At 61.9% G+C, this 22,691-nt stretch carries 18 protein-coding genes; 15 read left to right on the plus strand and 3 right to left on the minus strand.

Features of this window, described 5'->3' with window-relative positions; genetic code table 11:
• Window positions 1–159: 159 nt before the first annotated feature.
• Window positions 160–1,404, minus strand: coding sequence for an acyl-CoA dehydrogenase family protein (locus tag BT116_RS14035; protein ID WP_072344673.1), 1,245 nt, complete (start codon window positions 1,402–1,404; stop codon window positions 160–162).
• Between the two features lie 377 nt (window positions 1,405–1,781).
• On the opposite strand from BT116_RS14035, the gene msuE reads away from it, so the two are divergent.
• The 8 genes from msuE to BT116_RS14075 all read left to right on the plus strand — a co-directional run bounded on the left by msuE (window position 1,782) and on the right by BT116_RS14075 (window position 9,698).
• Entirely contained in the window at window positions 1,782–2,345 is a 564-nt protein-coding gene (gene msuE, locus BT116_RS14040; protein WP_072344676.1) for an FMN reductase, read from the plus strand.
• A gap of 40 nt (window positions 2,346–2,385) precedes the next feature.
• Window positions 2,386–3,483: a dimethylsulfone monooxygenase SfnG gene (sfnG, locus tag BT116_RS14045; RefSeq protein ID WP_027911753.1), complete on the plus strand. Its 1,098-nt coding sequence runs from the start codon at window positions 2,386–2,388 to the stop codon at window positions 3,481–3,483.
• A 14-nt stretch (window positions 3,484–3,497) separates the two neighbouring features.
• A complete protein-coding gene (locus tag BT116_RS14050; protein ID WP_072344679.1) occupies window positions 3,498–4,658 on the plus strand; it encodes an AMP-binding protein in 1,161 nt (386 codons plus the stop codon).
• A 13-nt stretch (window positions 4,659–4,671) separates the two neighbouring features.
• Window positions 4,672–5,454 carry an ABC transporter ATP-binding protein gene (locus BT116_RS14055; RefSeq protein ID WP_072344682.1) on the plus strand — a complete coding sequence of 261 codons (783 nt, stop codon included), beginning with the start codon at window positions 4,672–4,674 and terminating at the stop codon, window positions 5,452–5,454.
• Between the two features lie 67 nt (window positions 5,455–5,521).
• Window positions 5,522–6,403, plus strand: coding sequence for a branched-chain amino acid ABC transporter permease (locus tag BT116_RS14060; protein WP_060742662.1), 882 nt, complete (start codon window positions 5,522–5,524; stop codon window positions 6,401–6,403).
• Window positions 6,404–6,414: 11 nt separating this feature from the next.
• Entirely contained in the window at window positions 6,415–7,482 is a 1,068-nt protein-coding gene (locus BT116_RS14065; protein ID WP_072344685.1) for a branched-chain amino acid ABC transporter permease, read from the plus strand.
• A 72-nt stretch (window positions 7,483–7,554) separates the two neighbouring features.
• Window positions 7,555–8,880: an ABC transporter substrate-binding protein gene (locus BT116_RS14070; protein WP_072344688.1), complete on the plus strand. Its 1,326-nt coding sequence runs from the start codon at window positions 7,555–7,557 to the stop codon at window positions 8,878–8,880.
• Window positions 8,881–8,936: 56 nt separating this feature from the next.
• Window positions 8,937–9,698: an ABC transporter ATP-binding protein gene (locus BT116_RS14075; RefSeq protein WP_072344691.1), complete on the plus strand. Its 762-nt coding sequence runs from the start codon at window positions 8,937–8,939 to the stop codon at window positions 9,696–9,698.
• A gap of 173 nt (window positions 9,699–9,871) precedes the next feature.
• Here BT116_RS14075 and BT116_RS14080 read toward each other — a convergent pair whose 3' ends face one another.
• Window positions 9,872–10,975, minus strand: a complete 1,104-nt coding sequence (locus BT116_RS14080; RefSeq protein ID WP_072344693.1) for a sigma-54 interaction domain-containing protein — start codon at window positions 10,973–10,975, stop codon at window positions 9,872–9,874.
• Window positions 10,976–11,280: 305 nt separating this feature from the next.
• Here BT116_RS14080 and BT116_RS14085 point away from each other — a divergent pair, with 305 nt between their 5' ends.
• The 3 genes from BT116_RS14085 (at window position 11,281) to BT116_RS14095 (ending at window position 15,140) form a co-directional block, all read left to right on the plus strand.
• On the plus strand, window positions 11,281–12,543 hold the full coding sequence (locus tag BT116_RS14085; RefSeq protein ID WP_072344696.1) for a serine hydrolase domain-containing protein: 1,263 nt from the start codon (window positions 11,281–11,283) through the stop codon (window positions 12,541–12,543).
• Between the two features lie 116 nt (window positions 12,544–12,659).
• Window positions 12,660–13,997 (plus strand): alginate export family protein, encoded by a 1,338-nt coding sequence (locus BT116_RS14090; protein WP_072344700.1) that lies wholly within the window; start codon window positions 12,660–12,662, stop codon window positions 13,995–13,997.
• Between the two features lie 39 nt (window positions 13,998–14,036).
• Complete coding sequence (locus tag BT116_RS14095) at window positions 14,037–15,140, plus strand: polyamine ABC transporter substrate-binding protein (protein WP_072344702.1); 1,104 nt, start codon at window positions 14,037–14,039, stop codon at window positions 15,138–15,140.
• A 48-nt stretch (window positions 15,141–15,188) separates the two neighbouring features.
• Here the strand turns inward: BT116_RS14095 and BT116_RS14100 are convergent, their stop codons facing one another.
• Window positions 15,189–15,800, minus strand: coding sequence for a TetR/AcrR family transcriptional regulator (locus BT116_RS14100; protein WP_072344704.1), 612 nt, complete (start codon window positions 15,798–15,800; stop codon window positions 15,189–15,191).
• Window positions 15,801–16,317: 517 nt separating this feature from the next.
• Here BT116_RS14100 and gabP point away from each other — a divergent pair.
• From gabP to BT116_RS14120, 4 genes are all read left to right on the plus strand, one after another.
• Window positions 16,318–17,718, plus strand: a complete 1,401-nt coding sequence (gene gabP, locus BT116_RS14105; RefSeq protein WP_072344707.1) for a GABA permease — start codon at window positions 16,318–16,320, stop codon at window positions 17,716–17,718.
• Between the two features lie 310 nt (window positions 17,719–18,028).
• Complete coding sequence (locus BT116_RS14110; RefSeq protein ID WP_072344710.1) at window positions 18,029–19,750, plus strand: type I secretion system permease/ATPase; 1,722 nt, start codon at window positions 18,029–18,031, stop codon at window positions 19,748–19,750.
• A complete protein-coding gene (locus BT116_RS14115) occupies window positions 19,743–21,113 on the plus strand; it encodes an HlyD family type I secretion periplasmic adaptor subunit (RefSeq protein ID WP_072344713.1) in 1,371 nt (456 codons plus the stop codon). The genes BT116_RS14110 and BT116_RS14115 overlap by 8 nt, the downstream gene beginning before the upstream one ends.
• Before the next feature lie 2 nt (window positions 21,114–21,115).
• Entirely contained in the window at window positions 21,116–22,465 is a 1,350-nt protein-coding gene (locus tag BT116_RS14120) for a TolC family outer membrane protein (RefSeq protein ID WP_072344715.1), read from the plus strand.
• Window positions 22,466–22,691 lie beyond the last annotated feature (226 nt).

The raw sequence follows: 22,691 nt of genomic DNA on the forward strand, positions 1-22,691 counted from the left end.
GCTCCCACATTCGATCTCCAGTGGACACGAACCCCATGTCTAACCCAGACCCCCTGTGGGAGCGAGCTTGCTCGCGATGAGGCCCGCCAGCTCAACATCCCTGTAGCTGAATCACCGCTATCGCGAACAAGCCACGCGGTATTGCCAAGGGCTACCTGCTCACAGCTGCTTCGAGCCCCCGCCAATTTGCCAGACATACGGCGGTTCCGTACCGTTGATTTCCCAATCACCGATGATGCGCTCCTTGTAGATCAATGGATTATGCGAGGCCGCGGTGCGGGCATTGCGCCAATGGCGGTCGAGGGCCTTGCTGGTGCTGGTGGCCGAAGCACCGAGGGCATTGAACAGGTCGCTGGTGGCGCGTAACACCAGGTCGGAAATCACCACCTGGGCCTGGGCCGACTCCAGTTCGGCGGCGATGTTGGCGGTGTGCTCGATCTCGGCGTCCTGGCTGAAGCGACTTTCGTAAGCGCGTTGGGAGGCGCTCGCGGCGCGCAGGGTGGTGGCTTCGGCGGCATAGACCTGGGCCGATGCCCTGCCGATCACTTGCTGCACTTGCACGTCCTGGCTCACTTCGCTGGCATTGCCGGTGCTGAAGACCCGCGTGCGTTTGCGCACTTGCTCGGTGATGTCATGAACCGCAGCGCGACCGGCGCCGGTCAGCACGGCCAGCAACACCAGTTGATAAAACGCGGTCTGGTATTTGAAGCGGGTAGAGAAGTCGATGAGGTTTTCTGCCTCGACCAACGCATTCTCGAACAGCGACGTGCCGCTGCCGGTGGTGCGTTGGCCAAAACCGTCCCAGTCATCGCTTTGCTTGACGCCCGGCTGGTGTACGCGGACGGCGGCAATTACGTCGGCGCCGTTGTCGTCGCGTTGGGCATACACGTCGATCCAGTCGGCGAAGATACTGCCGGTGCTGTAGTACTTGGTGCCATTGACGACCCACTGATCACCCTGGCGGGAAACCCGGGTGCCGACTTCGCCGATCTTCACCGCGCCGACTTCCGTCCAGGCATTGCCCACCAGTTCACCCTCGACGAAACGCTTGAACCAGATGTCTTGTGGGTGGCTGGCGTGGGCGTTGAGACGGTCCTCGACGAATGCGAAGTGCCCGCGCAAGGCCTGGGGCAGGTTGGAATCGGCTTCAGCCAGTTCGATCAGCAATTGCAGCAGTTGCGGCAACGAAGCCCCGGCGCCGCCATATTCGACCGGTACGCGGACGGCGCCAAAGCCGGCTTCCTTCAGCCAGTTCACTTGTTCAAAGGGCAGGCTGCGTGTCTGCTCACGCTCCAGGGCGCCGGCCTGGATGCGCGCAAAGATCGGCCGGAAGCGTTCGGCGAGGGGCTCATAGTCGGTGCCCGTGGAAAGGGTCGGCGGCAGGTGTTGTTGCTGTGCGGTCATGTTGATCTTCCTTCTTGATGGCGAGTAGGCGGGCAGGGGAAAAATCTGCCGGTGCCAAAGGCCATTGCACAGTCCATGCCCGAGGCCCAACGCCCGTAAATGCGGGGCCCATACGGCGCGTATCAGCGAAAGGGCTGTCCTGGCCACGGACAATCTGTTGCGCAACTGTGTGCCGGGCAACAGTTGCCGCGTCGGACATCGACAGGCCAGGTGTTGGCCAGGCAACAGTGGACCAACAGCTTGACCGTCAGGCGACAGCGCAGTGATTGGATGTTCCATGTAACTTGTTGATTATTAAATGAATATTCAGGTGGCACGGTTGCTGCTCTACACCTTGTGCAGACGCTGAGGTGGCGTCTCCAGGCATGGGGTAAGCGATGAGCAAGCAATTCAAAGTGGTGGCGGTGTCAGGCAGCGTGCAGCACCCGTCACGCACCCTGGCACTGCTCCAGGCGTTGGTGGACCGGCTTGGGCAGCAACTGCCGATCGAGGTGCGCTTGATCGAATTGGCCAAGGTCGGTCCACAGTTCGCCGGGGTGTTGCGTCGCGAGGCGTTGCCGGCTGCCGTGCAGGAGGACCTGCACGCCATTGAATCGGCCGATCTGCTGATTGCCGCCAGCCCGGTGTACCGAGCTTCATACACCGGCCTGTTCAAGCACCTGTTCGATTTCGTTCATCACGAAGCCCTCAAGAACGTACCGGTGCTGTTGGCCGCGACAGGCGGCTCGGATCGCCATGCCTTAATGATCGATCACCAGTTGCGGCCCCTGTTCGGCTTCTTCCAGGCCCTCAGCCTGCCAGTGGGGGTCTATGCCAGCGAAACCGATTTCAGCCAATACCGGATCTCCAGTGCACAGGTGCTGGAGCGTATCGAGCGCGCCGTCGAGTCGGCGTTGTTGAGCCTGGTTCCGAGCGTTCGACGCGACGCCAGTGCCGCCTGATCAATTTCTTCCTTTCAAAACGAGCCGTGGAGTACATGCAATGAGCCAGGACACGATCAAATTTGCCTACTGGGTGCCCAACGTCAGTGGCGGGCTGGTGGTCAGCAAAATCGAGCAACGCACCGACTGGGGCATCGACTACAACCGCAAGCTGGCCCAGATCGCTGAAGCGGCCGGCTTCGACTACGCCCTGTCCCAAGTGCGCTTTACCGCCGGTTACGGTGCTGAATACCAGCACGAGTCCGTGGCGTTCAGTCATGCCTTGCTGGCTGCCACCACACGCCTGAAAGTCATCGCCGCGGTACTGCCGGGGCCATGGACGCCGTCGGTGTTGGCCAAGCAGATCGCAACCATCGATCACCTGACCGGCGGACGGGTGGCGGTCAACATCGTGTCGGGCTGGTTCAAGGGCGAGTTCACCGCCATTGGCGAGCCGTGGCTGGAGCACGATGAGCGCTATCGCCGTTCCGAAGAATTCATCACTGCGCTCAAGGGCATCTGGACCACCGACAACTTCACCTTGCGCGGTGATTTCTACCGCTTCCACGACTACACCCTCAAGCCAAAACCACTGCAGCAGCACCCGGAAATCTTCCAGGGCGGCAGCTCGCGGGCGGCGCGGGACATGGCCGCCCGGGTATCGGACTGGTACTTCACCAACGGCAATACCGTGGAAGGCGTCAAGGCGCAGATCGATGACCTCCAGGCGAAAGCCGCGGCCAACAACCACAAGGTCAAGGTCGGCGTTAACGCCTTTGTCATTGCCCGCGACACCGAAGAGGAGGCGCGTGCGGTCCTCGCCCAGATCATCGACCAGGCCGACCCCGAGGCCGTCAATGCCTTCGGCGATGCGGCGAAGCAGGCCGGCAAGTCCAGCCCGGAAGGCGAGGGCAATTGGGCCAAGTCCAGCTTCGAGGACCTGGTGCAATACAACGATGGCTTCAAGACCAACCTGATCGGCACACCACAGCAGATCGCCGAACGCATCGTCGCGCTCAAGGCCGTGGGGGTGGATCTGGTGCTCGCCGGTTTCCTGCACTTCCAGGAAGAAGTCGAGTATTTCGGCCGTAAGGTCCTGCCGCTGGTGCGTGAGCTGGAGCAACGCAAAGTGGCAGCCAAAACGGCGGCAGTCGCTTAGGCGCGGGAGGCAGCATGGGCACGTTCACCGACACCCTCGACCCGGTCCCGGCCAGCTTGCCCCAGTGGTTGCAGCACCAGGCGCTGGAGCATGGCACGGACGTCGCGCTGCGCCACAAGCACCTGGGTGTCTGGCAGGAGCAGAGCTGGGCGCACGTGGCCGATGAGGTGCGCCGTTTCGCCAGTGCCCTGCAAGCCCGCGGTTTTGCGGCGGGCGCGACCCTGACGATCATCAGCCGACCCAGGCCGCAGGCGCTGCTTGCCGCCTTGGCCGCGCAATGGCTGGGCGGCGTGGCGAGTCTGTTCGATCCGCTGGAGACGGCGGCCGAACAGGTGCAATTGCTCGGCACGCTGCAGCCGGATTTCGTCCTGGTCGAAGGCCTGGAAGAAATGCTGCGTCTGCATGCGGCGCAGGTGGCTGCGCGTGTGCTGGTTTATCTCGACAAGCGTGGCCTGGCGGATTCGACGCCATTTGCGCAAGCGCTGGATTACGCGGCGTTGGCTGCCGAGCCGCCAATCGTTGACCTGGCCTCGGAAGGGCAAGTGCTGCAGACGGCCTTTGTTTTTTATCGCGCAAGTGGACGGGCGACGGAGGAGCAACGCGTCAGCCACGCCGAGCTGCTGCAGGAGGGCCAGCGGTTGGTGACGCGCGAAGGCCTGGGACGGCAGGAAGAGGCATTGGCCGCCCGGGCGTTCGCCTCGGGCGGGCAAGCTCGCTATCTGCTGGCGCCCTGGTTGATCGCCGGTTTTCGCCTGAACTTCCCTGAGAACCTGGCGACTCGTGATCGCGATCGTCGCGAGCTGGGCCCGACGCTGGTGGCCGGGACGCGGGAAACCTACGAACGTTTGTACCGTTATGCGTTGGAGCGTTTGCCGGCGCCGGGCAGTTGGTCGCGTGGGCTGGTGGACTGGGCGTTGACGGCCCATCCCGACGTCCTGCAACGGCATCTTGGAGACTGGCTGGTGCGCCGGCCTTTGCGCGACGTGCTGGGGTTTTCCCGGACCCGCGCACCGCTGCTGGTGGGCGATGCCTTGCCGCCCGAAACCCAGGCATTTTTCCAGGCATTGGGTATCGCGGTTCGCCAATGGGACGACGGGGCCCACTGGCAAGCGACGCCGAACCTGGTGCAGCGCACCACCGATGACTGGACGGGCCTCCAGTCGCAACTGGCCTGAGAGGAAACGCCCCATGACCCAGACGGCCATCACGCATTTGCTGGAGCTGGACCATATTTCGCTGTCATTCAAAGGCGTCAAAGCGGTCACGGACATCAGCTTTCGCGTCGTCGCCGGTGAAATCTGTGCCTTGATCGGCCCCAACGGCGCTGGCAAGAGTTCGCTGCTGAACGTCATCAGCGGCGTGTACCAGGCCCAGGACGGGCACATCCGTTTTGATCGACAGGAGCGGCGCCGGATGCGCCCCCACGACGTGGCGGTTCGCGGCATTGCCCGGACATTCCAGAACATCGCGCTGTTCAAAGGCATGAGCGTGCTCGACAACGTGCTCACCGGACGCAACCTCAAGCGTCGCAGCACCTGGATCGAGCAGGCGCTGCGCATCGGTCGCGCCCGGACCGAGGATGATCGCCAGCGCGAAGCGGCCGAGCGTGTCATCGCGTTCCTGCATTTGCAGCCTTGGCGCGACACCCTGGTGGGCACGTTGCCCTATGGCTTGCAGAAGCGGGTGGAACTGGCCCGTGCGCTGGCGGCGGAGCCCCGGCTGTTGCTGCTGGACGAACCCATGGCCGGGATGAACGCCGACGAGAAGCAGCAGATGAGCCGCTTCATCGTCGACATCAATCGTGAACTGGGCACCACCGTGGTGTTGATCGAGCACGATATCGGCGTGGTCATGGACATCAGCGACCACGTGGTGGTGCTCGATTACGGTCGCAAGATCGGCGACGGCTCGCCTGAAGACGTACGGCGGAACCCCGAGGTCATTTCGGCCTACCTGGGCACTCGCCACTGATACCGGACATTCGACACCTTCCCGCCAGGGAGGGCAGGCAAGTTGCGTCCGCAGAATAGGAGCGGCGATGGAATTTTTCTTTGAAGTATTGATTGGCGGGTTGTTGGCGGGGGTGATGTACGCCTTGGTGGCCATCGGTTTTGTGCTGATCTACAAGGCCTCCGGGGTGTTCAATTTTGCCCAGGGCGCGATGGTGTTGTTCTCGGCGCTGACCTTCGTCAGCCTGCTGGAGCGCGGTGTGCCGTTTTGGCTGGCGTTCGTCATTAGCCTGGCGGCCATGGTGCTGATCGCCGTGGCCGTGGAGCGTGTGGTACTGCGCCCTTTGGTCAACCGTTCACCGATCACGCTGTTCATGGCCACCCTCGGGCTGTCCTACGTCATCGAAGGGTTCGCCCAGGCGCTGTGGGGCGCCCAGGTGCATGGCCTGGAACTGGGTATCAGCGATGAGCCGCTGGAGCTGGGCGGGATGTTGTTGTCGCAGTTCGACATTTTTGCCGCAGTGACCGCGGCATTCCTGGTGCTGCTGTTGTCCTGGCTGTTCAACAAGACCCGGCTCGGATTGTCGTTGCGGGCGGTGGCCGATGACCCGCTGGCGGCGTTGGCCGTGGGCATTCGTTTGCAGCGAGTCTGGGTGGTGGTGTGGGCAGTGGCGGGGTTCGTCGGGCTGGTCGCCGGGCTGCTCTGGGGGGCTCGCCTCGGTGTGCAGTTCTCACTCTCACTGGTGGTGCTCAAGGCCTTGCCGGTGCTGATCATCGGCGGCTTCACCTCCATCAGCGGCGCGATTGTCGGTGGCTTGATCATCGGCGCCTCGGAAAAGCTGGCCGAGGTTTACCTGGGGCCCTTCATCGGCAGCGGCATCGAGAACTGGTTCCCCTACGTGCTGGCGCTGTTGTTTCTGCTGGTGCGTCCGGCGGGGTTGTTTGGCGAACGGGCCATCGAACGGGTTTAGGGGAACACATCATGTTTTATCGAGAAGCAGGCCAGTTCAACACCCGCTATGCCCAGGACCGCCGGGTCTTCGCGCTGCGCCAGGACCGTCACGGGCTGGTCGCGTTGCTGCTGTTGGCCTTTGTCGTGGTGCCTTGGCTGGGCAATGACTACTGGTTCAGCGCGATCCTGATTCCGTTCCTGGTGCTGTCCCTGGCCGGGTTGGGGCTCAATCTGCTCACTGGCTATGCCGGGCAACTGTCCCTCGGTTCGGCGGCGTTCATGGCGGTGGGTGCCTTTGCCACTTACAACCTCGAAGTACGGGTGGCCGGTTTGCCGTTGTTGGTCAGTATCACCCTGGGCGGATTGACGGCGGCGTTGGTGGCTGTGCTGTTCGGCCTGCCGAGCCTGCGCATCAAGGGCTTCTACCTGCTGGTCTCGACCCTGGCAGCGCAGTTCTTCGTGACCTGGGCGCTGACCCGGTTCAGTTGGTTTTCCAACAACAGCGCCTCGGGCGTGATCAGCGCGCCGCGCCTGGACGTATTCGGGATAAACCTCGACGCGCCGCCCGGCCGCTATCTGTTGACCCTGAGTGTGGTGGTAGTGCTGTTCTGGCTGGGCAAGAACCTGGTGCGCAGCGAGTTGGGGCGCAACTGGATGGCGGTGCGCGACATGGACACCGCCGCTGCGATCATCGGTATTCCCCTGGCGAAGACCAAGCTGCTGGCGTTCGCCATCAGTGGGTTTTTCCTCGGCGTGGCGGGTGCGCTCTGGGCCTTCGCTTACCTGGGCACGGTGGAGCCCCACGGGTTCGACCTCAATCGGTCGTTCCAGATTCTGTTCATCATCATTATCGGCGGCCTCGGCAGCCTGCTGGGCAACTTCCTCGGCGCGGCCTTCATCGTGCTGTTTCCGGTGTTGCTCTCGAACCTGGTTTCGCTGCTGCCCGGCGGGCTGGTGGACGCCGGCCAGGTGGAGAACCTGCAGAAGATGATATTCGGCGCCCTGATCATCCTGTTCCTGATCAAGGAACCAGAGGGCCTTGCGCGCCTCTGGCAGAGATTTCGCCAGCGCGCTCGGCTGTGGCCGTTGCGCTACTGAGCGAACCGCACAACGCGGGTTTGCAGTTCCATTTTGTTGGCTTATCCATGGCTCCATCACAAGGAAAATTCGATGTTCAAACGATCATTCGCCAGCAGCCTGGCACTGGCCCTGAGCCTCACCGCCGCGGCGTTTACCGTCCAGGCGGACAACGAGCAATACTTCCCGCTGCAAAGTTATCGCGTCGGCCCGTATGCAGCCGGTGGCACCGGTTTTTTCGGCGGTTTCATCGACTACCTCAAGTACGTCAACGCCAATGGCGGCGTGAACGGCGTCAAGCTGACCTGGAGCGAGTGCGAGACCGAATACGTGGTCGAGAAAGGCGTGGAGTGCTACGAGCGCCTGAAGAAAGGCTTGAACGGCGCGCCAGCGGCGGCCACCAACCCGCTGTCGGTGGGCATCGCCTACGCCACGCTGGAGCGCTCGACGGCCGACAAACTGCCGCTGATCACCATCAACCACGGGCGTACGGATTCCACCGATGGCAGCGTGTTTCCCTACGTCTTCCCGTTGCAACTGAACCCGTATTCCGAAGTGTCGGCGATCATCAACTACATCGGCCAAAGGGCCGGGGGGCTGGACAAACTCAAGGGCCTGAAAATCGTCACCCTGTATCACGGCTCGCCCTACGGCAAGGAAACCAACGAGGTGCTGCAAACCCTGGCCGACAAGTACGGTTTTGCGCTGACCTTGCTGGAGGTGCCGCACCCGGGCAACGAGCAGCAGTCGCAGTGGCTGAATATCCGCCGGGAAAAACCCGATTGGGTGATCCTGCGCGGTTGGGGGGTGATGAACCCGGTGGCGCTGAAAACCGCGCAGAAAGTCGGTTTCCCGGCCGACCACATCATCGGCAACATCTGGAGCAACTCCGAAGATGACGCCGCGCCGGCCGGTGCCGCGGCCAAGGGCTTCATCGCCATCACCACGCACCCTTCGGGTACCGATTTTCCAGTGTTGCAGGGCATCAAGAAACAAGTGGTCGATGCCGGTCATGGCGACCTGGCCGATCCCAAGCGTTTCGGTACCGTGTACTACAACCTCGGCGTGGTCAACGGCATCCTCAACGTAGAAGCGCTGCGCATTGCCCAGCAGAAATTCGGTCAGCAACCCCTGACGGGTGAGCAGGTTCGTTGGGGCTTCGAGAACCTCAAGCTCGACGACGCCCGGCTCAAGGAACTGGGGGCGTTGGGCCTGGTGCAGCCGTTGCAATTGTCCTGCTCGGACCATGAAGGCGGTGGTGCGGTGCGCTTCCAGCAATGGGACGGTACGCAGTGGAAGCTGATCAGTGACTGGGTACAGGCTGACCGCGCCTTGCTGCGACCGATCATCGAAGCGTCTTCGCACCAGTACGCCCGGGAAAAAAGCCTTACCCCGCGTGATTGCAGCAAGGAATCCTGAGGCATCGTGGCGACCGGGCGCATGCGTCCGGCCGCTGTCTGAAAAGGTGAAACAGCATGGCGACTAATGTGCCGATCCTGCAGATCGACGATGTTGAAGTGCTCTACGAACAGACCATCCTGGCGGTGCGCAGTGTGTCGCTGGAGGTAAAAAAAGGGCAGGTCGTAGTGCTGCAGGGCGCCAACGGCGCGGGTAAAAGCACCACGCTGAAGGCGGCCTCCAACCTGGTGCGCGCCGAGCGGGGCGAGGTGGTACGAGGGCGGATCGTCTACCAGGGGCAAGACGTGACCCACAGCGCCCCTCACACCTTGGCGGCGAGCGGCCTGGTGCAAGTGCTGGAAGGTCGGCATTGCTTTGCCCAGTTGAGCGTGGAGGAAAATCTTCTGGCCGGTGCCCTGGCGCGCCAGGTGCCACGGCGCCAGTTGCTGGCTGACCTGGAATTGGTTTACGGCCATTTTCCCCGACTGAAACTGCGGCGCAAAAGCCTGGCCGGCTACACCTCGGGCGGCGAGCAACAGATGATCGCGATCGGTCGTGCGCTGATGGCCAAGCCGCAACTGGTCTTGTTGGACGAACCGTCGATGGGGTTGGCGCCGCAGATCGTCGAGGAAATCTTCGAGATCGTCCGGCAACTCAATCAGCGTGATGGTGTGAGCTTCTTGATCGCCGAGCAGAATATCAATGTCGCCCTGCGTTACGCCCACCATGGCTATGTGTTGGAAAGCGGGCGTGTGGTCAGTGAAGGCAGCGCCGAACAACTGGCGGCCCGCAGCGATCTCCAGGATTTCTACCTGGGCGCACGAACAGCAGCGCTGTGAGCACCGCTGACCCTGTGGCGAGGGGATTTATCCCCGTTGGGCGCGCAACGACCCCAAGCAGGTTGAACGCAGTCGGCCTGATAATCGGGGACAGGTCTTGGGGCCGCTGCGCAGCCCAGCGGGGATAAATCCCCTCGCCACAAAAAGGGACGCACCTGGCTTTTGTGGCGAACTCAGGTTGAAAAGTTGATGACCTGGCCGTCCCGCGTACTGAGCGCGGGGCGGCGTTTGTTGACCACCAGTTCGCCAATCCTGATCAGCAACGTGCGGGTGACATTGCGGCTCAGCCCCAACAGGCTGGCGGTGTGGACCTGATTGCAATTGGCATATCGGTAGGCGGTGCGTAGCAACTCGGCCTCGACCTTTTCATACACGTCGCCATGCTCTTGCTCGAGCAGTTTCTCGAAGGCTTTTTGCAAAAGCGCCTCTGCGCTTTGAGGGGCCGAGTCCGGCGGGTTGTCCCGGCGTTCGATACGGAGGTTCGACAGGTGCAGGTCCTGCACGCCGATCACATTGTTACGGCAAATCAACAGGGTGTGGTGGATGACATTTTCCAGCTCGCGGATATTCCCCGGCCAGGAATAGTCGAGCAATTTGCGCTGCGCCTGGGCATCCAGCGTTACCTCGCCGTGACCGAGCCTGCGGCTGTACTCGGCGATGAAGTGGCGGATCAGAGGCAGGATGTCACCGGGGCGTTCGCGCAGCGGCTTGAGCACCAGGCTGACCACGTTCAGGCGGTAATAGAGGTCTTCGCGAAAGTGTCCGGCATTGATGGCTTTTTCCAGCTGTACGTTGGTGGCCGCCAACACGCGTACATTGATCTTGATGCTCTTGCGCGACCCCAGTCGAACCACTTCGCGTTCCTGCAATACCCGCAGCAACTTGACCTGGATCGGCAGCGGTAAATCACCGATTTCATCGAGGAACAAGGTGCCGCCATCCGCTTCCTCGAACCAGCCGGCCTTGGCCGTCAACGCGCCGGTAAAGGCGCCTTTTTCATGGCCGAACAGCTCGGCCTCCACCAGGGTTTCGGAAAACGCCCCGCAGTTGACCGCCACGAACGGTTTGTGGCGACGGGCGCTGAGGTTGTGTACGTGGCGCGCCACCAGTTCCTTGCCGGTCCCGGTCTGGCCGATGATCAGCACGCTGGCGTCACTGGGCGCGACTTGCTGCAGGTGAGCCAGCAACGCGCGGGAGGTGGGGTCTTCGAAGACCTGGGCCGTGGCACGAATCGAGGTGGCCAAGCCGGGAGAGGGGGGAAGTGTTAGAAGCTGCATGACGGTGGCCCGTTAATGAGATTGCCGTGACTGAGGATGGGTAAATGCCAACGTTCTTGAGGCAGTACCGCGAAGCCATTGGGCTTAAGGCTTAATCTAATTGATCTAAAAAATATAAAACAAATAACCTTTAGTTATTTGCTTAAGGCTTTCGTCCTCGAATTCAGCACAGATCCATGGGTCATGTCGCCGTTAACGAGATAAATTGAAATGACCATAAAAAGTTTTATTGACTAAAAAATTACATCGGGTAATTATTTCCCTGCATCTGCTTTCACGCAGAGTCATTTTGCAGGGGCAACCCGATGAATCAGAACACCGTGCCTTCACTGGCCAGTCTTTACGTCGAGACTCACGAATCGCCATTTGACGCACGCCTGGCGCCTTCACTCATGCAAGGCTTTCCCGCCGAACCCCACCGCCGCGTCACCTGGCACAACTGGATGAGCCCACCGTTCAACCAATGGGGGTTCCGCAACTTGGCGCGCTTGCGTCCTTCCATCGATGTGCAGGCCGGCAGCGGGCCGGTCAGCGCGTTCAAGCAGGCGCTCCAGCCGCTGGATGAGCTGCATTTCGACAGCGAATGTGGCTTGAGCATCAGCGTGATAGATCACCTGGTCGCCAGCCAGACCGATGCTTTCCTGGTCTTGCAGGGCGAAACCGTAGTGTTTGAGCGCTATTTCAACGGCCAGCGTCCCCAGGACCGACACATCATGTTTTCGGTGACCAAGTCGCTGATCGGTGCCTTGGGCGAGCAACTGGTCTGCGAAGGCTTGCTGGACCCTGGGTTGACGGCCACGCATTACGTACCGGAACTGGCGGGCAGCGCGTTTGCCGATGCGACCGTGCGCCAGTTGTTCGACATGGCGGTGGCCGTCGATTACAGCGAGGTCTATGAGGATCCGGATTCAGAGAGTTCCCAATACGGTTACGCCTGCGGTTTCCAGCCGGCGCCAGCGCAGTACGCGACCTTCGAATCCCTGTACCAGTACTTGCCGTCATTGAGAAAGCGCGGCAGTCACGGCGGCTTTTTCCACTACGTGACGGCCACCACCGAGGCGTTGGCCTGGGTCATGGAGCGGGCATCAGGCAAGGCCTGCCATCAGTTGCTGCAAGACATCTGGAGCCAGTTGGGCTGTGAACGTGACGGCTACTTCCTGGCGGATCCCTGGGGCCGCAGCGTCGCCGGTGCCGGTTTCAGTGCGACCTTGCGTGACATGGCGCGCTTCGGTCGCCTGCTGGCCAACGATGGCCGCCAGGGTAGGACACAACTGCTCTCGGCCGAGGCGCTCGCCGGTATCGCCACCGGAGCCGACCCCGCGATCTACGCTGCATCCCCCGACTTTTCGAGCTGGACCCCAGGCGCGTCCTACCGCAGTCAATGGTATGTCTTCAACGACCACAGCCAGGCGCTCATGGCCGGTGGTATCCATGGCCAATACCTGTTCATCGACAAACCGTCCGGCGTGGTGATCGTCAAGCAGTCGTCCCTGGGCGAGGCCGTCAGCCCCTTCGACGGCGACAGCGTGCGCATGTTGCGCGCCATCGCGGCGCACCTGACGCCCTGACTGCATCCGATAAACACAACAATTTTGCGTTCCGCTCACCTGGCCCACCAGGTGTTGGCGCGGGTTTGCGCCGCCATTCACTGCCCTGTAACAACAATAATCAACAGGAGCTCCATATGGTTTCCATGATGCGTTTGTCCCGAACGTTCCTCGTGCTCGGGTTACCCTTGACCGCCCAGGTTGCCTGGGCGGGCTACACCTTCGAGGAGGGCAACCTCAAGGGCGAGGTCAACTTCAGTGCCGGTGGCGCAGTCCTTTCTACCCGCAACGTCAACTTTGGCGGCGGCGTGGTGGACATGCGCAGCGGCAAGAATCGCGGCACGAAAATCGACTGGCAGGAGTTTTACGTCAAGCCGGGCATCAAGTTGGAGTATGCCGTGCAGCCGGATTTCGCCCTGTTGGCTGGCGGCTCCCTGGTGGGGGCGACCACCTTCGGTGATGGCGATGCCGGTGGCTTTACCCGCAATTCCGACGGCAAGGTGTCGACCGAAGAGTTCTATGGTGGTTTCCGCGCCGGGGAGTGGACGGTCACGGGCGGTCGCCTGAACTACATGATCGGCAACGGTTTCATCGTGATGGATGGCAACCTCGACCAGTTGAACGACGGCGCCTACTGGCTCGCCCCACGCACCGCCTTCAAGGATTCGGCGGTGGTTGCCTGGGACCATGGCGCGTTGAAGGTCCAGGGCTTCAGCCTGGGGACCGACAGCGACCTGGGTGACTTTCGCATGAGTGGCGTGAACCTGGACTACAACCTCGACGACCAGGTGACGCTGGGCGCCACCGCATTGAAGGTCAAGGCCATGGGGCCCAAGGGCAGTACCTTGCCGCGTCGCCGCGATGGCATGCTGGTGTACAACGTCAGGGCGTTGAACGCCAAACTCCCGGGCATCGCGGACCTGAGCCTGAATGCCGAATATGCCCTGGAGCGAGGCAGCGGCGAAGGCGTGGACTACGACGCCAAGGCCTGGTACGGCCAGGCGGATTACACCTTCAGCACGCTGCCGTTGACTCCGGTGATCGGCTACCGCTACGCGAGCTTTTCCGGCGACGACAACCTCACGGACAACCGGCAGAAAGCCTGGGACCCGTTGAGCAAGGGCTTCGTCGACTGGAGCACCTGGCTGATCGGTGATGTCGTCGGCAACTACCTGCTGTTCAACAGCAACGAAAACGTCCAGCAGTTCTCACTCAAGACCCACCTCAACGAAACCCTTACGCTCGGTGCGATCCACTACCAGTTCTGGCTGGACGAAAAAAACTACATGGGCACCGCCGTCAGCGACAAACGGTTTGCCGACGAAAGTGTAGTCTTCCTGGATTGGGCGCCTTCGAAGTCGTTGTCTACCTCGCTGTCCTATAACTGGGTCAAGCCCATGGCAGCGGCCAGACAAGTCTTCGGCGACGACCGGAAATTCAGCGCGCTGGAACTCTACTTCACCTACCGCTATTAAGTGCCGCGAGCCTTCGCGGCCGCGCTGGAGTATTTGATAATGAATATGCTTTTGCGCAATACCTTGCTGGGCGCTGTCGTTTCGATGTTGGTCAGTGGCGCAAGCCTGGCCGAAGAACGGACGGTGCGAATCTACAACTGGATCGAGTACCTGCCGCCTGAAATCCTCAAGAGTTTCGAGGAGGAAACCGGCATCCGTCCCATCTACGACGTTTTCGACAGCGTCGAGACCTTGGAGTCCAAACTCCTGACCGGCAACTCCGGGTATGACGTGGTCTACCCGAGCAGTTCCAACGTCAGCCACCTGATTGCCGCCGGTGCCGTCCAACCCCTGGATCGCAGCCAATTACCCAACTGGCAGCATCTGGACCCCGAGTTCATGAAAACCCTGGAGGCCATCGGTGACGAAGGCAACCGTTACGCGGCGCCGTATCTCTGGGGCACGACCCTGATCGGCTATAACGTCGACAAGGTCCGGCAGGTGCTCGGGGCTGACGTGCAGATGAATACCTGGGACATCATCTTCAAGGAAGAGAATATGGCCAAGTTGGCCAGTTGCGGTGTCGGCTTCCTTGATGCGGCCAACGAGATCGTACCCATCGCCTTGCATTACAAGGGCCTGGATCCCAACAGCCAGAAGCGCGAAGACTACCCGCAGGCCCAGGCGGCGATGCACACGGTTCGCCCGTACATCACCTATTTCAATTCTTCACGCTATGGCATGGACCTGGCCAACGGTGAGATCTGCGTCGGGGTGGGCTGGTCTGGCGGTGTGGCCCTGGCCACGCGGCTGGCCGATGCCGCCGGCAAGGGTGTCAAGGTGGCGATGGCCTTACCCAAGGAAGGTGCGCCGATGTGGGCGGACGTCATGATGGTGCCCACCAACGCCCCTCATACCGCAGAGGCCTACGCCTTCATCAACTACATCCTGCGCCCGGATGTGATTGCCCGGATCAGCAACAAGATCGGTTACCCCAACCCGAACAAGGACGCCACGGCATTGGTGGACGCCGAGATCCGTAGCAACCCGGCCATGTATATACCGGATGAAGCTCGCAAGACCCTGTTCATGCTAGAGCCCGTGCCGGCTGCCGTGGAACGGATCCGCACGCGCACCTGGACCGCCATCAAGACCAATCGCTGATCAGGCTGGCCCGGCGTCGCGGCGCCGGGCGCTTATCGGTGGATGTGCTCAGGCGCGCATGCCCTGGAAAAGCAGCTCAGTGATACGCCGGACCTGCGTGGAATGGGCTTCGATATCCGGTTGTTCCTGGTTGACCAGCCTGTACAACTGCAAGTGCGAGTAATCGTTCAACAGGAAGGCGGCGAGTTCGACGTCGAGGTCGGCGCGCAGCTTTCCGGCCTGTTGCAATTCCCTGAGCAGCCCACTGATTTCGGCCCTGAGCGCATCGTTCATGGCGCGATAGCCCTCGGGCAGGCCGTTGTCGCCGCCAAACAGAATCAACGGCAGCAACTCGCGCCAAAGGCTCGGGTGCATGACCTCCAGCGCGTAACCGGTCAACAGTCGCTCCAGATAACACAGCGCTTCGACCGGGTCTTCGATTCCAGGGATCTGGCTGCGGGTGTCCGTGAGTGCGCGCTGGTCGGCGTCGTGCAGGATCTCCAAGATGATCTCCTGTTTGTTGCCGAAGTACTTGAAGACGGTAGGCGCCGATACGCCGGCCTGGCTGGCGATCTGTTCGATGGTGGTGTTCTGGAAACCCTGGCGCTCGAACAGTTCGACCGCTGCCTTGCTGATGGCTTGGCGGCGTTCGGCTTTTTGACGTTCACGCAGTCCGCTCACGGGAGGTCCTTGTTGGAGAGAAGAGAATAGAAGGCCGGTGCTTCCACAGGGGCTTGTGGCTGACTTGCCTTCCGAACTCATGCAAAAATACTTAACTGAATAAAATGTTTAAAGCATTTATTTCAGGGTCTTCGGTGGAGTGCTGATCGGGAGCTTTTGTGGCGAGGGGATTTATCCCCGCTGGGCTGCGCAGCAGCCCAAAAAACGTTCGGCCCGGTGTCAAGTTCAACGGTATTTTGGGGGCTGCTATGCAGCCCAGCGGGGATAAATCCCCTCGCCACAATGGGCAAAACGCCATGTCCCACTTGGCGAAATCAGGCACAGAGATGGCGCGTTCAGGTAACTAACTCGGGAGGGAAGGCAGGTAACGTGGCGCGACTTTTCACCGCAAGTGCGCACGTTCGCCCAGGGTGGTTCAACATAACCAAACGCTGCCGCTTCCAGGAGGGGCGGGAAACCAGCAACACCGACTGTCCCTGCGCGCGTCTCAATGTTCGATCACAAGAGAATAAAAAGAATGACCAGCCCCAGCTTCAAGGACTCGAACGGCCATCTGGCACAGGGCTTCAAGCCTCGTCACGTCACCATGCTGTCCATTGCCGGAATCATCGGCGCGGGTCTGTTCGTGGGATCGGGGCATGCCATTGCCGCCGCTGGCCCGGCCGTCATGCTGGCCTATCTGTTCTCCGGGCTGTTGGTGGTCCTGGTCATGCGCATGCTGGGCGAGATGGCGGTTGCCAATCCGGATACCGGCTCCTTCTCCACCTATGCCGACCAGGCCATCGGACGCTGGGCAGGCTTTACCATCGGTTGGCTCTACTGGTGGTTCTGGGTGCTGGTGATTCCCATCGAAGCGTTGGCCGCCGGTCATGTGCTGAACCAGTGGTTTCCCGCCATCGACGCGTGGTTGTTTGCCTCGGTCTCCATCGTTCTGCTGGCCGTGACGAATCTGTTCAGCGTGTCCAAATACGGCGAGTTCGAGTTCTGGTTCGCCATGGCCAAGGTCGTGGCGATCATCGGCTTCATCTCCCTGGGGTTCGCGGTGCTGATGGGGTGGATTCCCGAGCGTGAAGCCAGCGGCCTGAGTCGGTTGATGGAGGAGCATGGCGGGTTCGCCCCCAACGGCCTGTCGGCGGTGGTGGGCGCGTTCATTACCATCATGTTCAGCTTCATCGGTACGGAGGCGGTGACCATCGCAGCCGCCGAATCCGATAACCCCGCGCAGAACATTGCCAAGGCCACCCGTTCGGTGATCTGGCGCATCGGTGTGTTTTACCTGCTGTCGATCTTCGTGGTCATTTCCGTGGTCCCCTGGAACGATCCGCTCCTGGCTTCAGTGGGTTCCTACCAGCGGGCCCTGGAGCTGATGAACATTCCCCACGCCAAATTCCTGGTGGATGTGGTGGTGCTGATCGCCGTGGCCAGTTGCATGAACTCCTCGATCTACATCGCCTCGCGGATGTTGTACTCCCTGGGGCGTCGCGGCGATGCGCCAAAGGCCTTGAAGGTGACGTCTTCAGCTGGTGTGCCACGGTCCGCGGTGATTGCCAGTACCGTACTGGGTGCGGGCGTCACCTTGTTCAGTTACTTCATGCCCGCCGGCCTGTTCCAGTTCCTGCTCGCCAGCTCCGGCGCCATCGCCTTGCTGGTGTATCTGGTGATCGCCATTTCGCAACTGCGCATGCGCCGGATGTTGCAACGGCAGAATATCGAACTGCCTTTTCGCATGTGGCTGTTCCCCTGGCTGACATGGTTGGTCATCGTGTTCATCTCGGCGGCGCTGGCGGTCATGATGGTCACGCCCGAGCACCGCAGCGAGGTCAGTACCACCCTGGGCCTGGCATTGGTCATTTCCCTGATCGGGTTGGTGACGTCGTGGCATTCGCCCCAGCCTGAACGGGTTGTTTCCCTCGGCTAGCCAAGCTGTTTTTACCCGGTTGACGCCACGTTACTGGCGTCAACAAAACCTCATTTCGGGCCCGTTCGGGAGGCAATAAGCCCCGCCTTGAGACGCGGCCCGTCCGCTTGTCACCCACTTGCAAGCACACCCCTGCAAACCGGCACTAACCTGCGGCGGCGTTGTCAGTAATTGGCGCCTGTAGGGATGAGGATCGCCCCTGATAACAGCACGCCAGCTGGATTAGTTTTTTCTCGATCACGCTCGGGAAAAAAGGCCTTGCGATGGATTGCGTCCTGGACCGACCATTTCTCTTGCAGGGCGATTTCCCATGGGGTTTCTACTCGATCCGCGTCATGACATTGATGCTGCCTTATTGAGCTACCGCCGGGTGTTCTGGGCGCTGGCATTGTTCAGTGGCGTGATCAATCTGTTGGTGCTGGTGCCGTCGCTCTACATGATGCAGGTCTACGACCGGGTCCTGACCAGCCGCAACGAAACCACCTTGTTCATGCTGACCTTGATGGCCCTGGGACTGTTCATGTTCAGTGCCCTCATCGAGTGGGTCCGTGGCGAGGTGATGATTCGCATGAGCGCGGGGCTGGACGAAGCCTTGGGCGAGCGGATTTTCGACGCCGCCTTCGCTCGCAGCCTGCGCGAGCACAACGCCAACCCGGCGCAGGTGCTCACCGATCTGGCAACGCTGCGCCAGTTGATTACCGGGCAGGGCCTGATCGCCTTGCTCGACGCACCCTGGCTGCCGATCTTCCTGCTGGTGGCGTTCATCTTTCACCCCTGGTTCGGCGTGCTGACATTGGTGTTGGCCTTGGTGCTGATCGGCTTGGCGCTGTGGGGAGAACTGGCGACGCGAGCACGCCTGGGGGAGGCCAATCGACTGGGGGTGCAGTCGTCGATCTATGTGAACAGCACGCTGCACAATGCCGAAGTTATCCAGGCCCTGGGCATGCTCGGGCCACTGCGTCAGCGCTGGAGCCTGTTGCAGCAACGGATCATTGCCGCCCAGGCCCATGCCAGCGACCGCAGTGCACGTATTACCTCGACGACTCGTTTCGTGCGGATCTCCGGGCAATCCCTGGCGTTGGGGTTGGGCGCTTTGCTGGTGCTTGAAGGCCAACTGTCGGCGGGCATGATGATCGCGATGTCGCTGTTGCTGGGACGGGCCTTGGCACCCGTGGAAATCGCCATCGGCTCGTGGAAGCAATTCAACGCCGGACGCCAGAGCTACCAGCGCCTGAGCCAATTGCTGGCCCAGCACCCACGCGAGCGCCTGCGCATGCCGTTGCCACCGCCCAGCGGCGCGGTGCTCCTGGAACAGTTGTATGTCGGTCCGCCAGGTGCTTCGCAGCCGATCCTGCGCGGGATCAATTTCAGCCTCGCCAAAGGCGATGTGCTGGCGGTGGTCGGGCCCAGCGCCAGTGGTAAATCGACACTGGCGCGGGCCTTGGTCGGGGTCTGGCCAGCCATGGGTGGGTCGGTGCGCCTGGACGATGCCGAGATCAGCCAGTGGTCCCACGACGCCTTGGGCCCGTACCTTGGATACCTGCCACAGGACATCGAGCTGTTCGATGGCACGGTTGCCGACAACATCGCCCGCTTCGGTGAGCAGGACGCCGACAAGATCATCGCCGCCGGGCGTCATGCCGGCATCCACGAAATGATCCTAAGGTTCCCCAAGGGCTACGACACGCCGTTGGGCCCGGGTGGGCTTGGCTTGTCCGGTGGGCAAAAGCAACGCCTGGGCCTGGCTCGCGCGCTTTATGGGCGGCCATCGCTGATCGTGCTCGATGAGCCCAACTCCAACCTCGATGAAGCCGGAGAATTGGCGCTGGTGCAGGCCATCAGTGCGCTCAAGGCGGCGGGCAGCACCGTGGTGTTGATTACCCACCGTCCCAATGTACTGGCGGTGGTCGATCACATCCTGGTGCTCAAGGACGGTACTCAACAAGCGTTCGGCCCTCGGGACCGGGTGCTCAAGGCATTAATGCCGGGGCCGAGACCGGCCGCGGTCAGGGAGGCGGGCGGCGATGCGTGATCTGACTCCAGGGGCACACGCGTACAGCGAGCAGGGGCTGAGCGTGCGCAGCACCACGACGCTGCCCAGTGCCAGCACCGATGCCGGGAGCGCGGCGCGTTATGGCGTGGGGTTCCTGGTCCTGACGCTGGGTGGTTTCCTGCTCTGGGCCTGCCTGGCGCCGCTCGACCAAGGGGTGGTAGGCAGTGGCACCGTGGTGGTGGCGGGGGAGCGCAAGGCCGTGCAGTCGCTGGTTGGCGGCGTCGTGGAAAAACTGCTGGTCAGCGACGGCGACCGCGTCACCCAGGGGCAATTGCTCGTGCAACTCAACACGGTGCAGGCGCAGTCGCAATTGGACGTAACCCTGGGCAAGCTGCTCAATGATCGCAGCATCGAGGCGCGCTTGATTGCCGAGCGCCTGGGCAGCGCCGAGATCCAATGGCCCGCGGAGCTGCTGGCCCACGCCGACGAACCGCGAGTCAAGGCGGCCATGGCCTTGCAACGCCAGTTGTTCATCACCCGCCGCGCGGAGCTGGGCAGCCGCTTGCAGATCATCGAGCACGAAGCCGCGGCCTTGCAGCAGCAATTGCTTGGCTACGAAGGCGTCAAGCGCAACTACGACGCGCAGATGCGTTTCCAGCAGCAGGAGCTTGAAGGCCTGCGCGATTTGGCCCGCGAAGGCTACGTTCCGCGCAACAAACTCTTCGAGGCCGAGCGCAACGCGGCCCAGTTGGCGGGACAGATAGCCTCCGGTGTGGGTGATGTCGGCAGGACCCGGCAGGCGATCAATGAAAGCCGGCTCAAGGCCTTGCAGGCGCAGCAGGAGTTTCGCCGTGATGCCGAAACCCAGCTCAGCGAAGTCTCGGCCGAGGCCGCAGGTTATGCCGATCAGATTCGTGCCTTGCAGTTTGAAGTCGACAACGGTGCAATCCGTGCGCCGGTGGCCGGGCAAGTCATGGACGTGAGCATTCATACGGTCGGCGGCGTTGCCCAGGCCGGCCAGACACTGATGCAGGTCGTGCCGCTGGATGCACCAATGGCGATCACCGCGCGTTTCGAGCCGCTGATGGCCAACAAACTGCGCCCAGGCCTGCCGGTGCATGTGCATTTCACTGCGCTGCAACGGGTGGATACGCCGACGGTCACCGGCACGGTGACGACGGTGTCGGCGGACCAGTTGATCAATGAGCAGACACACCAACCGTACTTTTCCGCCAAGGTCGAGATTCCCGCCGACACCGTGGTTGAGTTGCAGCGCGCCGGTCTGCTGGTGCGCCCCGGCATGCTCGCCGATGTCACGGTGGTGACGGGCGAGCGCACCTTGATGAATTACCTGATGAAGCCTTTGCGCGAACGCTTGCTGGCAGCCTTCAAGGAGGAATGAGCATGGTCGACCGTCGCCGCTACCGTTGCCGTGTGTTGCTGGGCCTATATACCGGTTGGGCGGTGATCGATCCGCTGTGGGCCGCCGAGGGAGGCCTGAGCCTCACCGCCGCCTACGATGCCTCGCGCCTCAACGATCCGACCGTGCAATCGGCGGCTCACGCTTTTGAAGCTTCGCGGCATGAAGAGGACATCGGTCGTGGTGGCCTCTACCCGCAAGTGTCGCTGACCTCGCGCTACGGCTACGGCGGGCGGACCGACGGCGGTGACGACAGCACTTACGTCAACAGCAACGATTACCAGGCCAACAACATCACCCTGGCGGCGCAACAGCCGCTCTACGACAAGGCCCGTTGGGCGGCATACCAGGAAGGCAAGGCACGGGGGCAACTGGGTACCCAGGTGTTCGACGTGGCCGGCCAGACCTTGTATGACCGGGTGGCGAAGGGGTATTTCGACGTCGCCCGGGCCGAGAACGAGATCAAGCTGATCCAGCAGCAAAAAGCGGCCATCCAAGGCTTGGTCATCCAGAGCAAAAAACTGTACGAGGGCGGCCAAGGCGCGATCACCGATATCGACGAAGCCCAGGCGCGGCTCGACCTGGTGCAAGCCCAGGAGGCTGAAGCCCAGGCGCGTCGCGTGGCGGCGTTGCGGGCTTTGTCCGGGCGGGCCAGCGTGCCCATCGATGACATCCTGCCGATGCGCGAAGAACTGGCCGCCGGCAGTCCGATCCCGCCTGAGCAGGACTTGCCGTACTGGACGGCGATTGCCCGTGAAGCCAGCCCCGAACTGGCCGCTCGGCTGGCCGCGGTGAAAGTGGCCGAGGCCCAGGCCGACAGCCAGCGTGCCGGGCATTATCCAACCTTGTCGCTGACCACCCAGTTGACCCGACGGGAAACCCGTCAATACCAGGAACTCGACCCGCGCCAGGACACCTACTACGTGGGGGTGCAGTTGGATATTCCGTTGTATCGCGGCGGGGCGGTACGGGCGTCGGTGGCCAAGGCCGAAGCGCAACTGGCCGGCGCCCAGTCCGACTACGACGTGCAACGCCAACAACTGGCCGAGGATATCGAGACCGATTACCTGGGCGTCGTGGCCGGGTTTGCCAAGAGTAAGGCGATGCAACGGGCGGTGGAGTCCAATCAGCGAGCACTGACCTCGACGGAAAAAGGCTTCCAGGGCGGCGTGCGCTCCACGGTGGATATTCTTGATGCGCAGCAGCGGCTGTTCCAGGCCCGCCGGGACCTGCTCAATACCAAGCTCGACATGCTGCAAAGCTATGTGAGCCTGCACACCCACACCGGCCAGATGAACCGCGCGGTGCTGGAGCAGGTGCAAAGCTTGTTCTAGACAATCCAGGGTTTAAGTTCGCAACTTATCCTGTGGCGAGGGAGCTTGCTCCCGCTGGGCTGCGAAGCGGCCCCAAACCCAGGCAATGAGTGGTCTCAGGCAGACCGAGTCCACCGGTTCACGACTGCTGCGCAGCCGAGCGGGAGCAAGCTCCCTCGCCACCAAAGCCGCCCATGACCTTCAACTTTTCTGGCACAACATGCCGTCCTGTGGGAGCTCGCTCGCG

Origin of the sequence: Pseudomonas sp. NFACC16-2, from assembly GCF_900119205.1 — a bacterium.
Classification (GTDB): domain Bacteria; phylum Pseudomonadota; class Gammaproteobacteria; order Pseudomonadales; family Pseudomonadaceae; genus Aquipseudomonas; species Aquipseudomonas fluorescens_Q.

Bases quoted from the DNA above. Each gene is read 5' to 3' on its own strand.
- BT116_RS14075 (WP_072344691.1), top strand. From the start codon at position 8,937: ATGGCGACTAATGTGCCGATCCTGCAGATCGACGATGTTGAAGTGCTC.
- BT116_RS14115 (WP_072344713.1), top strand. From the start codon at position 19,743: ATGCGTGATCTGACTCCAGGGGCACACGCGTACAGCGAGCAGGGGCTG.
- BT116_RS14080 (WP_072344693.1), bottom strand. From the start codon at position 10,975: ATGCAGCTTCTAACACTTCCCCCCTCTCCCGGCTTGGCCACCTCGATT.
- BT116_RS14050 (WP_072344679.1), top strand. From the start codon at position 3,498: ATGGGCACGTTCACCGACACCCTCGACCCGGTCCCGGCCAGCTTGCCC.
- BT116_RS14090 (WP_072344700.1), top strand. From the start codon at position 12,660: ATGGTTTCCATGATGCGTTTGTCCCGAACGTTCCTCGTGCTCGGGTTA.
- BT116_RS14065 (WP_072344685.1), top strand. From the start codon at position 6,415: ATGTTTTATCGAGAAGCAGGCCAGTTCAACACCCGCTATGCCCAGGAC.
- BT116_RS14035 (WP_072344673.1), bottom strand. From the start codon at position 1,404: ATGACCGCACAGCAACAACACCTGCCGCCGACCCTTTCCACGGGCACC.
- sfnG (WP_027911753.1), top strand. From the start codon at position 2,386: ATGAGCCAGGACACGATCAAATTTGCCTACTGGGTGCCCAACGTCAGT.
- msuE (WP_072344676.1), top strand. From the start codon at position 1,782: ATGAGCAAGCAATTCAAAGTGGTGGCGGTGTCAGGCAGCGTGCAGCAC.
- BT116_RS14060 (WP_060742662.1), top strand. From the start codon at position 5,522: ATGGAATTTTTCTTTGAAGTATTGATTGGCGGGTTGTTGGCGGGGGTG.
- BT116_RS14055 (WP_072344682.1), top strand. From the start codon at position 4,672: ATGACCCAGACGGCCATCACGCATTTGCTGGAGCTGGACCATATTTCG.
- BT116_RS14120 (WP_072344715.1), top strand. From the start codon at position 21,116: ATGGTCGACCGTCGCCGCTACCGTTGCCGTGTGTTGCTGGGCCTATAT.
- BT116_RS14110 (WP_072344710.1), top strand. From the start codon at position 18,029: ATGGGGTTTCTACTCGATCCGCGTCATGACATTGATGCTGCCTTATTG.
- BT116_RS14070 (WP_072344688.1), top strand. From the start codon at position 7,555: ATGTTCAAACGATCATTCGCCAGCAGCCTGGCACTGGCCCTGAGCCTC.
- BT116_RS14095 (WP_072344702.1), top strand. From the start codon at position 14,037: ATGAATATGCTTTTGCGCAATACCTTGCTGGGCGCTGTCGTTTCGATG.
- gabP (WP_072344707.1), top strand. From the start codon at position 16,318: ATGACCAGCCCCAGCTTCAAGGACTCGAACGGCCATCTGGCACAGGGC.
- BT116_RS14085 (WP_072344696.1), top strand. From the start codon at position 11,281: ATGAATCAGAACACCGTGCCTTCACTGGCCAGTCTTTACGTCGAGACT.